The organism is Streptomyces sp. NPDC006314 (genome assembly GCF_040613075.1).
Taxonomy (GTDB): domain Bacteria; phylum Actinomycetota; class Actinomycetes; order Streptomycetales; family Streptomycetaceae; genus Streptomyces.
On sequence record NZ_JBEXRL010000023.1, the window covers coordinates 26,334 to 38,119 of the forward strand.

Here is an 11,786-nt window from a genome sequence, read left to right on the forward strand (position 1 = left end):
GCGCACGGGGCGTGGGCGGGGCCAGTCTGTCTTCCGGCTTCAGCAGGTTCAGGCGGAGCGCGTGTTTGGCCTGCTGGACGATCTGGACGTAGGTGGCGACCCCGCTGTGCCGGTCGATGCGGTACTCGACCACGCGTAGACCCCCCCCTTTCACTGATTGAGCAGTGAAACGGAGGTGTAAGAGAGAGGCGGCCGTCAAGACGACCGCCCCGCACCGAGGCGGGTGTCAGGTTTCGCTGCGGTACATCAGGTCGGTCTCATGGACCGTGAACCCCAGCCGCTCGTACACCGACACCGCCGCCTTGTTGTCGGCGTCGACGTAGAGCATCGCGGTCGGCAGGCCCTGCCGGGCCAGATGGCGCAGGCCGATCGTGGTGAGTGCCTTGCCGAGGCCGCCGCCCTGCACACCGGGCCGCACCCCGAGGACGTACACCTCGCCCAGCCCCTCCTCGGCGTGCACCTTGGTCCAGTGGAAGCCGACCAGTTCCCCGCGCCGCTCGGCGAGGAAGAACCCGGCCGGGTCGAACCACGGCTCGGCCTTGCGGGCGTCGAGGTCCCGCTGGGTCAGCGAGCCCTGCTCGGGGTGATGGGCGAAGGCGGCCGCGTTGACCGTGAGCCAGGCCGCGTCGTCCTTGCCGGGCACGAAGGTGCGCACGGTCACCCCCTCGGGCAGGATCGGGTCGGGCAGCTCGAGGTCGTCCAACGGCCGTCGCATCTGGCGCAGTTCACGGAAGAGGGTCAGGCCGAGCACCTGGGCGAGGTGCCGGGCGGCGGCATGCCCGCCGTGCGCCCACACCCGCAGCCGCTTGCCGGAGGCGGCCAGCAGCGCCGCGCCGAGCGCCCGTCCGTGCCCGTGCCCGCGGTGCGCGGGGTGGACGACCAGTTCGGCGGCCGGCGCCTCCACCGGGTCGGTGTCCTCCAACTGGGCGTAGCCGACGAGTTCGCCGTCGAGGCTCAGCAGCAGATGCGAGACGCCCTCGCGGGCGCCCCCGCGCAGCTGCAGCCGGCCCTGCTCGGACACCGGCTGCTCTCCGTCGGCCTGGGCGGCCTCGGCGAGCAGGGTGAGCACCGCCTCGGCCTGGTCGGGGGTGAGCGCGGAGTAGGTGTCGATGGAGCGGGAGGGAAAGGCCCGTACGGTGTCGTCGCTGCTCATGCGTACGAGGGTACGGGGCGGCCGGGGTGAAGTCCCGGCATCCCAGCCGGTGAAGGAAGCGGCAAAGGGAGACCAGGATGTGACCATGAACCCCCTGTCGCGCTACGCGCGTTGACCCTAGGCTGCGCTGCCGGCCCATTCATCGCTGCCGACCCACAGGGGGGTTTCATGCCAGCCGTACCCCGGCGCACCGGACGCCGTACCCCAGCGTTCCTCGCCGCGACCGCCGCTCTCGCCACGGCCGCCGCACTGGCCGCGGCGCTGCCCGCACAGGCGCACGCCGGAAAGAGCGGTCACGGGCACGGCCGTCCCGGCCGCTACCAGGACGTCCAGCTGCTGTCCTTCAACGATCTGCACGGCAACCTCGAACCGCCGTCGGGTTCCTCCGGCCGGGTCACCGAACTCCAGCCGGACGGGACGACGAAGACGGTCGACGCGGGTGGTGCCGAGTACCTCGCGACCCACCTCCGCACGGCCCGCCAGGGCCACCCGTACTCGATCACCGCGGCCGGCGGCGACATGGTCGGCGCCTCCCCGCTGCTGTCGGGCCTGTTCCACGACGAGCCCACCATCGAGGCGCTCAACAAGCTGGAGCTGGACGTCACCTCGGTCGGCAACCACGAGTTCGACGAGGGCGCGCGGGAGCTGACCCGCCTGCAGAACGGCGGCTGTCACCCGAAGGACGGCTGCTACACGGACCAGGAGTTCCAGGGCGCGGACTTCCCGTACCTCGCCGCGAACGTCCAGGACGAGAAGACGAACAAGCCGATCCTCAAGCCGTACTGGGTCTGGAAGAAGAAGGACGTCAGGATCGGCTTCATCGGCGTCACGCTGGAGGGCACCCCGGGCATCGTCTCGGCGGACGGCGTGAAGGGCCTGACCTTCAAGGACGAGGCCGAGACGATCAACAAGTACGCCAAGGTGCTCCAGCGCCAGGGCGTGCAGTCGATCGTGGCCCTGATCCACGAGGGCGGCTTCCCGGCCTCCGGCTCCTACAACTACGACTGCGACTCCCCGGGCGCGGGCGCGGGCATCTCCGGCCCGATCGTCGACATCGCCAAGAGCGTGACCCCGGCGGTGGACGCCCTGGTCACCGGCCACACCCACCAGGCGTACGTCTGCACCGTCCCCGACCCGTCCGGCCGGCCCCGCATGGTCACCTCGGCGGCCTCCTTCGGCCGCCTCTACACCGACACCACACTGACCTACGACCGCCGCACCGGCGACATCGCGCGTACGGCGGTGAAGTCCGCGAACCACGTGGTCACCCGGGACGTGCCCAAGGCCCAGGACATGACGGACCTGATCGCCGGGTGGAACACCCTGGCAGCGCCGATCGGCAACCGCCCCGTCGGCTACATCTCCGCCGACATCGGCAACACCGGCACCGAGTCCCCGATGGGCGACCTGATCGCCGACGCACAGCTCGCCCAGGGCAGGGAGCTGGACCCGAAGACCAGCCTCGCGCTGATGAACCCGGGTGGGGTGCGGGCCGGTCTGACCTACGCGGCCAAGGGTGCCGAGGGTGACGGAGTGGTCACCTACGCCGAGGGCTTCACGGTCCAGCCCTTCGCCAACACCGTCAACCTGCAGGACTTCACCGGCGCCCAGCTGATCCAGGTGCTCAAGGAGCAGGTGAGCGGGGTCAACGCGGCGGCACCCAAGATCCTCCAGCCGTCCGCCGGGCTCACCTACACCCTGGACCTGACCAAGTCCGGCGCGGACCGTGTGGTCACCGACTCCATCCGTCTGAACGGCGCCCCGATCGACCCGGCGGCCACCTACCGCGTGGCCACCAACAGCTTCCTCGCGGGCGGCGGTGACGGCTTCCCGACGCTGGGTCAGGGCACGAACGACCTGGTCGGCTCCGACGACCTGGCGGCCCTGGAGAAGTACCTGACGGCGAACTCGGCGCCGACTTCACCGATCGCGCCGCCGAAGACCGACCGGATCACCGTCGTGCAGTAACGCCTGTGCCATGGCCTTCCGGTCCCGGAATCCGGGACCGGCCGGTGCCGGGAGGCGGCGCACGAGTTCACCACCGGGCTTCCGGACGGCCACGGCACACGCGTCGCACCCGGCACGGCGGCCCCGTCGGGCAACCGGCTCCAGCACATCGCCATCGCCCGCGCGATGCTCCGCGCCGCTCCGGTCCTCGTACTGGACGAGGACCGGCGGGCGGGGACGCGGTGGCCGCCCGCCGGGTGACGCGCCCTCTGCGCCGGCTGAGGGCAGGCCGTACGCCCGTCGTGATCACCGGGATATGAGCCGGCCCCGAGGAGGAACGTCTCGCGGTGGCGGGGCGTACGCCGGGCCGGCGTCGCCGCTGCCGTAGACGGTCGCGAGGTCGCCCGCGACGAAACGACGATCCTGCGCTCCGTACTGCCCGTGACTCCCGTGACTCCCGTGACTCATGCACCGGCCCACGCCTCAGGCGGTTCTCAGGCGGCTGGTCCTCAGGTGTTCTTCCTCCGGTCGAACCAGATCGTGGCGGCCGTCGGCACGAGTCCCGCCCAGAAGACGAACTGCGGCACCGTCCGTTCGGTCCACGGCACCTGGGTGAGGAGCAGGGCGCAGAGCATGGCCCAGGCGGCCTGGCCCAGGACGATGCGCGGCCAGCGGCCACGCCGGATCAGGGACCGGAGGTTGTACCGGACCCCGGTGCGCAGCCGGCGGTAGCGCAGCAGGGCGCCCACGGCCCAGATGGCCGCCATGGGGACGAGGTCCCACAGCCGCTGGCCCGGGGAGAGCGGCAGGGAGCGCCGGCTGTCGCCCTCGGTGGCGAAGAGGTCGAGCCCGACGCCGGCGAGGAGCACGCACAGCACGGCGAGCCAGCGGACTCCGCGCAGCAGCCGGTAGGAGGCATGGTCCAGGCCCTTCTGCATGGACGCCGAGTCCGGCGCGGCGGCGAGGGCGTCGGCGTAGAGGGTGGCGGCCTGCGTGGCCTTGACGCCCGGTGCGGCGGCGGCCTTCCGCGTCTGCCGGGCCAGGGCCTGCTGGTGCGTCGGGTCGAGCCGGAGAATGGCCTGGTCCATCTGGTCGGCGACGGTCCGGTTGCCCGCCATGTCGGCGATCAGCCATGCCACCTCGTAGGGGAACAGCTCCTCGGGCCCCAGGCGGATGGCCTCCTGGGCCAGTTCGCCCGACTCCCGCAGAAAGCCGTCCATGGCCTCCCGGGTGACCTGTCCTCCGTTGGCCGCCCCGAACTGGACGATCCTGATGCGGAACAGCCAGTCGGCGAGCATCGCGTACCCGACCCAGTAGTCGGGGGCGAGGCGGATGACCTCGCGCAGGACGCCCTCGGTCTCGGGGAAACGGCCGCCGCCCACGGCCCGCAGGGCGTAGGCGCGCTGAATGAGGGCGCCGATGTCCTCCGGATCGAGCGCGAGCGCCCGTTCGGCCGCTTCCAGCGCCTGGTCCGCCTCCTGCTCGCAGCGAAGGTGGCACCGGGCGAGCCTGACCCAGGCGCGGACGTCCTCCGGGTCCTCCGCGAGCCGCTGCCCGAGCAGCGCCTTGACCTCGTCATAGCGTCCCAGCTCGAAGAGCGCGTCGGCCCGCTCCAGGGCGGGGTGCACGGTGGTCACAGTTTGCGCCTCTTCTTCAGATAGGCGATCAGGTCGTCGTACATCCCGCCCTCGTTGGCGAACATCGCCACGTTCCGGGCGGAGGCGAACCACGGCTCGGCCGACGGAACGGTCTCCTTCGCCGCGGCCAGCAGGTCCTTCATCCCGATCAGGCGTACGGTGCCGGTGCGTGCCGAGTCGAGCAGCGCGCGCTCGGCGGCCGCCTCGCACAGATGGGCCAGGTCGGCACCGGAGAGGCCGTCGGTGACCTTGGCGAGTCTGGCCAGGTCGACGTTCTCGATGGGGCGGTCGCGCAGGTGGTAGCGGAGGATCGCCTCGCGTGCCGGGGCGTCCGGCGGCAGCACGAGCAGGGTGCGGTCCAGACGCCCGGGGCGGCGCAGGGCGTTGTCCACGTCCCAGGGGACGTTGGTGGCGGCGAGTACGAACACGCCGTCGTTGGCGGCGGAGTCGATGCCGTCCAGTTCGGTGAGCAGCTGGTTGACGGTGTTGCGCATCCCGCTGTGCGCGGTACGGCTGCGCTTGGCGCCGAGCGCGTCCAGCTCGTCGAGGAAGACCACGCAGGGGGCCTGGCGGCGGGCGGTCTGGAAGATCTCGTGCATGTTGCGCTCGGAGTTGCCCATCCACATGTCGAGGACGTCGTTGACCGACACGGACAGGAAACCGGCGCCGAGTTCACCCGCGACCGCCCGCGCGATGAACGTCTTCCCGCAGCCGGGCGGCCCGTACAGCAGGAGCCCGCCCCGCAGGCTCTTGCCGTACAGCTTGCGCAGCTCGGGGTTGCGCAGCGGTGCGAGGAAGGCGGCCTCCAGCCGCTCCTTCACCTCCCGCATCCCGCCGACGTCGGCGAGCCGCACGGCACCGGGCCGTTCCACGTCCCACGCCTCGGCGTCCCCGGGGTCGTCGGCGCCGTCGGTACGGACCGGCGCCTCGACGAAGCGGGGTGGTACGACGTCCCCGACCTGCTCTTCGGCGGCCGTCCAGTCGAATCCGCCGCGGGGCCCGGAAGAGGGCGGCGCCTCGACCGCCGGCCCGGGCTCGGCGGGCGGGGCCGGCTGCGAAGGCGGGGCAGCCTGGGCGGGCCGGCTCGCCTGCTCGGGTACTCCCATGGCACGGGCCATGAGCTGCCGCGCGTGCGCGTCTCCCGGCGCGTGCTGCAAAGCGACCGCCACCTCGGCGACGGCGGCATCGGTCCGGCCGTCGTTCAGCAGCAGCTCCGCGAAATGCAGCCGCAGGGGGACGTCGGCAGGCGCGGCCGCAACTGCCGTACGCAGGCTGTGGATCAGTGGAGAGTCTTCCGGCATGGGCCCTACCCTAAGGACCCGTCTCTGGTCAGGAAGCGGCAGGAGTCCAGTCGCCCAGCCAGTCCGCGACCTCCTGGCCGGCCGCCTGGGTGTCGGTAGGTTGAGGACGGTTCACGCCGGCCGACCCCGCACCCGCGCCGCTGTTCCGGTATTCGGCGAACCGGTCGTCCTTCCACGAGAAGCCGCTCATGCCGGTCCAGGGAGTGGACTTGATCGCGGCGCTCAGGATGGTGTCGCGGACCGTGGTCTGCGGAGGGAGGCGTCGCCGCCGGCGTGCCAGGGGCGCCCGAGGAAGAAGCTGCGGGCCGAGACGTCGCCGCCGACGGTGGAGTTGGCGATCAGGATGCCCTTGCGGTTCGCGACGGTGCTGGGAGCGGTGACGAATCCGGCGGAGGTGCCGTCCCAGCGCTTCTTCAGCGTGATGACGGACTTGTCGATCACGGCGGTGGCCCGCCCGAAGATGAAGTCGACGTTGCCGACGACGTATCGGCGCCGAAGAGGCCGTAGGCGAGGCCGCCCGCGGCGGCGAGCGCGAGCGGCAGGCCGAACGCGAGGGTCCGACGGCCTCCGCGGTGGCGGGGCGTGACCGTGCTGCGGTGCTCACTCATGGGGGAGCCGCCTTTCGTGCGGGGGTGGACTGCTGAGCAGTCGTCACCCGCGGCCGGAAAGGTTGCCGCGCTCGGCGTGGCGGGTCAGCAGCGCGGGCCAGTCCTGTGTGGCGGCCCAGTCGGTGAGGGTGTGCCAGCCGACGTCGGGGAAGGCGCGGCGCAGCCCGGCCACGTCGACGTCGAGGCCGGACGTCGTGAAGTACGCGAACATGGACGCCAGGTCCTCGGACCTGGTCCGCACGTGGGCGAGTGGCACCTCCTGATGGGTGATCGGGCTGCCGGTGGCACCGGCCAGGACGGCCGCGATCTGCTCGGGGGTGCACTCGTCGGAGGCGATGTCGATCCGGCGGCCGGTGAACTTCGCGCGGCGCCGCAGGGCGAGCGCGGCGAACGCGCCGATGTCGGTGGCGGGTATGAGGGTGAGGGGCCGGCCGGCCGGCATGGGCCAGGCGAAGGTGCCGTCGCGCAGCCCGTCGAGGGTCCAGCCGCTCGCGTAGTTGTCCATGAACGCGGCCGGGGCGATCACCGTCCACGGCACGCCGGACGCGCGCAGGTGCCGCTCGATCGCGTGCTTGCTCTCGTAGTGCGGGACGCCGGTGCCCCGGTCGGCGTGGGCGGCGGAGGTGAACACGACGTGGCCGAGGCGGGCGCCCGCGGCGGCGTCCACGAGGGCCTGGCCCTGCCGGACCTCGGTATCGGTGTCGGTGCCGAACGGGGTGGTGACCGCGAACAGCGCGTCGGCGCCGGCGAGGGCAGCGTCGAGTGAGGCGCGGTCGTCGAAGTCCGCGGCGCGGACCTCGGCGCCCAGGTTCCGCAGGGCGTCGGCGGACGGTGCCGCCGGGCGGCGGGTGAGGGCGCGGACGTGGTGGCCGGCGGCCAGCAGGGCGCGGGCGGTGGCTCCGCCCTGGGCGCCGGTGGCACCGGTGACGGCGACGGTGAGCATGGGGGTCCCCCGGTGGGTAGGATTGATGTGTGGCGCAATTACTGCGTTACGCAGGAGAATAGCGGAAGTCGCTGCGCCGCGCAGTGATATCGAAAAGGGGGTCCCATGACCGACCCGCGCCGGGCCCGGCTCTACGAGGAGCTGTCGATGGAGTCCCGCCGCTATCTGGCGGCGTACGTCCTGTTCAACCAGGCCGTCGCCGACCACCTCGGGCTGCACCCGACCGACGTGCAGTGCCTGAGCCTGCTGACGGCCGAGGCCGAGCCGCTCACCGTCAAGCAGATCGCCGACCGGACGGGCCTCACCACGGGCTCGGCGACCCGCCTGGTGGATCGGCTCGAACGAGGGGGCTACGTCGCCCGTACCCCCGACCGGCAGGACCGCCGCCGGGTGCTGGTCACCCCGGTTCCGGAGCGCGTGGCCCGCGTCACCGCGCTGTGGGACGACCTCGGACAGACCTGGCAGACCATCCTCGACGACCACAGCGAGGACGAGCTGAAGGCGATCACCCGGCACATGCGCCGCGCGAACGACCTCAGCCACACACAGATCGAGCGCCTGCGCACCATGCCCAAGCCGGACTGAGCCCACCGGGCCCGAGCGGGCGGGACCGAGTCACCCGGCACGCCGCCGCTCAGGCGCCCGGCGTCTCCGGCGGAGGCGTCGGCGCGCCCGGCAGCCGTACCGTGGCCACGGTGCCGCCGCCCTCCGCGCGGGCCAGGGCGACCTCACCGCCCGCCTGCTGGACCGTACGGGCCACGATGGACAGCCCGAGGCCCGAGCCCGGCAGGGCACGCGCGCTGGGGGAGCGCCAGAACCGGTCGAAGACGTGCGGGAGTTCGTCCTCCAGGATGCCCGGCCCATGGTCGCGCACCGTCAGCACACCGCTGCTCAGCCGGACGTCGACCGTGCCGCCCCCGGGGCTGAACTTCACCGCGTTGTCGAGGATGTTGACGATCGCCCGCTCGAGCGCGGAGGGCTCCGCCCGGACGAACCAGGGCTCCAGGTCCGCCGTGATCGTGAGCTCCGGCCCGCGCAGGCGCGCCCGGCGCAGGGCCGCCTCGACGGTGTCCCGGAACGCCACCACCTGCAGGCGCTCGCCCCGCTGCCCCTCCGAGCGGGACAGTTCCTGCAGATCGCCGATCAGGGAGGCCAGTTCGGTCATCTGCGCCTTCACCGAGGCGAGCAGCGCCTTGCGGTCCTCCGGGGGCAGCGGCCGGCCCGTCTCCTCACTGCGGGTGAGCAGTTCGATGTTCGTACGGAGCGAGGTGAGAGGGGTGCGCAGTTCGTGACCGGCGTCCGCGATCAGCTGCTGCTGGAGGTCGCGGGAGCCGGCGAGCGCGGTGGTCATCGAGTTGAAGGACCGCGAAAGGCGGGCCACCTCGTCCTCGCTGTGCTCGTCGACGGGGATCCGGATGCCGAGATCCTCGGTCCGCGCGACGTGTTCGACGGCCTCCGTGAGCTTGTCGACCGGACGCAGTCCCGCCCGGGCCACCGCGAGCCCCGCCGCGCCGGCACCGACCACTCCGATGCCGGAGACGAGCAGCAGGACCAGGGCGAGGTCCTTGAGCGTGTCCCGGGTGCTCTTCAGCGGTATGGCGACCTGCAGGGCCGTGTCCGGATAGAGCTGGGGCGGAACGCCCCGACCCTGGCTGATGGTCAGGGGCTGGGTCAGCACGCGCACCGCGTTGCCCTCGGAGTCGGTGCCGTCGCGCAGTAGGCCGTCGAGCAGTACGCCGCCGCTGTCGTTCGCCCTGGCGATGACGCCGGTATCGGCGGACGTGGGCTTCACCCGGCCCGCGGAGTCGGCGGACACACAGGTGGTGCCGTCCCGCTTGACGAGCTGCAGGTAGTAGTAGGTGCCGTGGGCGTGCAGGCCGGCGGGGACGGACCCGTTGGGCTGCTGCGGGCACGTCATGAGCGCGGACACCACATTCCCCTCCCGCTGGGGCTGCGCGGTCTTCTGCAGGTCCTTGTCGACCTGGTCGTACAGCTTGCGCTGCACGATGAACCAGCAGGTGACCGAGACCGCCGCCACCGCGAACGCCACCGCCGCCGCCACCAGCATCGCCAGCCGCGCCCGGATCGGCAGCGCCCGGTAGCGGCGCACCAGCCTTCTCACTCCGCGCCGCCCTGGCGCAGGACGTACCCCACGCCCCGCACCGTGTGCACCAGGCGCGGCTCGCCGCCGGCCTCGGTCTTGCGGCGCAGGTACATGACGTAGACGTCGAGGGAGTTGGACGAGGGCTCGAAGTCGAAGCCCCACACCGCTTTCAGGATCTGCTCACGGGTGAGCACCTGGCGCGGGTGGGCCATGAACATCTCCAGGAGGGTGAACTCGGTGCGGGTCAGCTCCACCTGCCGTCCGCCGCGCGTGACCTCGCGGGTCGCGAGGTCCATGCGCAGGTCGGCGAAGGTGAGGGCCTCGTCCTCCTGGGCCTCGGCCGACACGGCGACCGCGTACGAGCTGCGGCGCAGCAAGGCGCGGATGCGGGCGAAGAGTTCATCCAGCTCGAAGGGCTTGACGAGGTAGTCGTCGGCACCCGCGTCCAGCCCCGTCACCCGGTCGCCGACCGTGTCGCGGGCCGTGAGCATGAGGATCGGGGTGGTGTCGCCCGCGCCCCGGATGCGACGGGCCGCCGTCAGGCCGTCCATGCGCGGCATCTGGATGTCCAGGACGACCAGGTCCGGCTGATAGGCCGGGGACTTCTCCAGGGCGTCCGCGCCGTCCACGGCCACCTCCGTGTCGTACCCCTCGAAGGCGAGGCTGCGCTGGAGTGCCTCGCGGACGGCGGGCTCGTCGTCGACGATCAGGATGCGCTGGGGGTCACGGTCGCCTTCGGCGGGGCTCATCGCTCGCGATTCCTCGGGGTGCGGTGGGTCGTGTGGTCGGGGCCGTCTGTCAGCCTCGCATGTTCCCGGGCCCGGGAGGTGGCAGGCGGGGCTCAGACCGTGAGCGCGCTCATGCTGCGCATCGTGTTCAGGCGCCTGAGGGGCACCTTGCGGCGGTGGGGGCGGGCGGCGGAGGTGCGCAGGCCCATCAGTTCGGGGACGGGCGTCGCGGCCACCTCCGGGGCGCGGGGTGCCGGGATGCGCGCGTGCAGCGTGCACGCGACCGAGAGGGCCAGGGCGATGTCGGCCGCGCCGCGGCCGGTGATCTGGTGCGAGACCTTTGTGATCATGACCTGCTCCCTAACTGGTGGAGCCCGCCCGCAGCTTGGCGAGGTCGGACTTGACGGTGTTGACGGGGATGGCGAAGCCGAGACCGATGCTGCCCGCGTCCGAGGCCGAGGAGGCCTGCGAACCCGACGAGTACATCGCGGAGTTGATGCCGACGATGTGGCCGCTCGCGTCGATCAGCGCGCCGCCGGAGTTGCCGGGGTTCAAGGACGCGTCCGTCTGGATCGCCTTGTACGTCGTCGTGGACGAACCCGTGTCGCCGTTGAACTCACGGCCGCCGAACCGGAACGGCCACTGTCCGTCGCCGCCCTGGTTCTGGCCCTGGTTCTCGTCGGTGGAGACGGTGACGTCCCGGTGCAGGGCGGAGACGATGCCGCTGGTGACGGTGCCGGTCAGGCCCTCGGGGGAGCCGATCGCGACGACCGTGTCACCCACCTGGACGCTGTCGGAGTCGCCCAGGCTCGCCGCCTTCAGGCCGGAGGCGCCCTTGACCTTGATCAGTGCGAGATCGTTGGAGCTGTCGGTGCCGACGACCTCGGCGGTGAAGCTCCGGCCGTCGCTGGTGCGCACCTTGATCGAGGTGGCGCCGGAGACGACGTGGCTGTTGGTGACGATCTCCCCGCCGGACGTGATGATCACGCCGGATCCGGTGGAGGTGCCGTTGCCGAGGGCCGCCTGGACCTCGACCACGCTCGGGCCGACCGCCGAGGCGATCGTGGCGACGTCGCCCTTCTTGCCGGCGGGCACCACGGTGGTGGTGCCGGCGGAGGCGACCGTGTCCTTGCCGGTCAGCTCCTGGAAGCCGTACGCGGTGCCGCCGCCGACCGCGGCCGCGACGATCGCGACCGCCGCGAGCAGGGCGACCGGGCCCCGGGTGCGCTTCTTCTCCGGCCCGGCTTCCGGGGCCGCCACGGGCCGGTACGACGGCGGAGGCGGCCACTCGGGGTTCACAGGAGCGGAGGAGGGGGGCTGCTGCGCGTATGCGCCCTGGCTCTCGGTCATGACACAAGCGTTCCC

General features: G+C 72.2%; 11 protein-coding genes and 2 pseudogenes. 2 read left to right on the forward strand and 11 right to left on the reverse strand.

Translation table 11 applies throughout. The annotated features are described in order from the left end of the window. Positions 1–22 precede the first annotated feature (22 nt). Positions 23–133: pseudogene (locus ABZ079_RS31145) on the reverse strand (GntR family transcriptional regulator); the annotation flags it as partial. Between the two features lie 93 nt (positions 134–226). Then, positions 227–1,153, reverse strand: a complete 927-nt coding sequence (gene mshD, locus ABZ079_RS31150) for a mycothiol synthase (protein WP_356942779.1) — start codon at positions 1,151–1,153, stop codon at positions 227–229. A 168-nt stretch (positions 1,154–1,321) separates the two neighbouring features. Here mshD and ABZ079_RS31155 point away from each other — a divergent pair, with 168 nt between their 5' ends. Next, positions 1,322–3,121, forward strand: a complete 1,800-nt coding sequence (locus ABZ079_RS31155; RefSeq protein WP_356942780.1) for a bifunctional metallophosphatase/5'-nucleotidase — start codon at positions 1,322–1,324, stop codon at positions 3,119–3,121. A 488-nt stretch (positions 3,122–3,609) separates the two neighbouring features. Here ABZ079_RS31155 and ABZ079_RS31160 read toward each other — a convergent pair whose 3' ends face one another. The 5 genes and pseudogenes from ABZ079_RS31160 to ABZ079_RS31180 form a co-directional block, all read right to left on the reverse strand. Continuing rightward, positions 3,610–4,737: a tetratricopeptide repeat protein gene (locus ABZ079_RS31160; RefSeq protein WP_356942781.1), complete on the reverse strand. Its 1,128-nt coding sequence runs from the start codon at positions 4,735–4,737 to the stop codon at positions 3,610–3,612. Then, positions 4,734–6,038: an ATP-binding protein gene (locus ABZ079_RS31165; RefSeq protein WP_356942782.1), complete on the reverse strand. Its 1,305-nt coding sequence runs from the start codon at positions 6,036–6,038 to the stop codon at positions 4,734–4,736. Before ABZ079_RS31165 ends, ABZ079_RS31160 begins: the two co-directional genes overlap by 4 nt. Before the next feature lie 28 nt (positions 6,039–6,066). Then, positions 6,067–6,524: pseudogene (locus tag ABZ079_RS31170) on the reverse strand (pectinesterase family protein); the annotation flags it as partial. Further along, positions 6,476–6,646 (reverse strand): hypothetical protein, encoded by a 171-nt coding sequence (locus ABZ079_RS31175; protein WP_356942783.1) that lies wholly within the window; start codon positions 6,644–6,646, stop codon positions 6,476–6,478. The gene ABZ079_RS31175 and the pseudogene ABZ079_RS31170, both read right to left, overlap by 49 nt. A 43-nt stretch (positions 6,647–6,689) precedes the next feature. After that, a complete protein-coding gene (locus ABZ079_RS31180; protein ID WP_356942784.1) occupies positions 6,690–7,589 on the reverse strand; it encodes an NmrA/HSCARG family protein in 900 nt (299 codons plus the stop codon). A gap of 105 nt (positions 7,590–7,694) precedes the next feature. On the opposite strand from ABZ079_RS31180, the gene ABZ079_RS31185 reads away from it, so the two are divergent. Further along, positions 7,695–8,174 (forward strand): MarR family transcriptional regulator, encoded by a 480-nt coding sequence (locus ABZ079_RS31185; protein WP_356942785.1) that lies wholly within the window; start codon positions 7,695–7,697, stop codon positions 8,172–8,174. 49 nt (positions 8,175–8,223) lie between these two features. Here the strand turns inward: ABZ079_RS31185 and ABZ079_RS31190 are convergent, their stop codons facing one another. From ABZ079_RS31190 to ABZ079_RS31205, 4 genes are all read right to left on the reverse strand, one after another. Further along, complete coding sequence (locus tag ABZ079_RS31190) at positions 8,224–9,711, reverse strand: HAMP domain-containing sensor histidine kinase (protein ID WP_356942786.1); 1,488 nt, start codon at positions 9,709–9,711, stop codon at positions 8,224–8,226. Next, positions 9,708–10,442 carry a response regulator transcription factor gene (locus ABZ079_RS31195; protein WP_356942787.1) on the reverse strand — a complete coding sequence of 245 codons (735 nt, stop codon included), beginning with the start codon at positions 10,440–10,442 and terminating at the stop codon, positions 9,708–9,710. The genes ABZ079_RS31190 and ABZ079_RS31195 overlap by 4 nt, the downstream gene beginning before the upstream one ends. 92 nt (positions 10,443–10,534) lie before the next feature. Continuing rightward, positions 10,535–10,771, reverse strand: a complete 237-nt coding sequence (locus ABZ079_RS31200; RefSeq protein ID WP_356942788.1) for a hypothetical protein — start codon at positions 10,769–10,771, stop codon at positions 10,535–10,537. Between the two features lie 10 nt (positions 10,772–10,781). Next, positions 10,782–11,771: a trypsin-like peptidase domain-containing protein gene (locus tag ABZ079_RS31205; protein ID WP_356942789.1), complete on the reverse strand. Its 990-nt coding sequence runs from the start codon at positions 11,769–11,771 to the stop codon at positions 10,782–10,784. Between the last annotated feature and the right edge of the window lie 15 nt (positions 11,772–11,786).

Excerpts from the sequence above, each read along its gene's own strand:
- ABZ079_RS31155 (WP_356942780.1), top strand. The coding sequence starts at position 1,322 with ATGCCAGCCGTACCCCGGCGCACCGGACGCCGTACCCCAGCGTTCCTC.
- ABZ079_RS31180 (WP_356942784.1), bottom strand. The coding sequence starts at position 7,589 with ATGCTCACCGTCGCCGTCACCGGTGCCACCGGCGCCCAGGGCGGAGCC.
- mshD (WP_356942779.1), bottom strand. The coding sequence starts at position 1,153 with ATGAGCAGCGACGACACCGTACGGGCCTTTCCCTCCCGCTCCATCGAC.
- ABZ079_RS31165 (WP_356942782.1), bottom strand. The coding sequence starts at position 6,038 with ATGCCGGAAGACTCTCCACTGATCCACAGCCTGCGTACGGCAGTTGCG.
- ABZ079_RS31205 (WP_356942789.1), bottom strand. The coding sequence starts at position 11,771 with ATGACCGAGAGCCAGGGCGCATACGCGCAGCAGCCCCCCTCCTCCGCT.
- ABZ079_RS31200 (WP_356942788.1), bottom strand. The coding sequence starts at position 10,771 with ATGATCACAAAGGTCTCGCACCAGATCACCGGCCGCGGCGCGGCCGAC.
- ABZ079_RS31175 (WP_356942783.1), bottom strand. The coding sequence starts at position 6,646 with ATGAGTGAGCACCGCAGCACGGTCACGCCCCGCCACCGCGGAGGCCGT.
- ABZ079_RS31185 (WP_356942785.1), top strand. The coding sequence starts at position 7,695 with ATGACCGACCCGCGCCGGGCCCGGCTCTACGAGGAGCTGTCGATGGAG.
- ABZ079_RS31195 (WP_356942787.1), bottom strand. The coding sequence starts at position 10,442 with ATGAGCCCCGCCGAAGGCGACCGTGACCCCCAGCGCATCCTGATCGTC.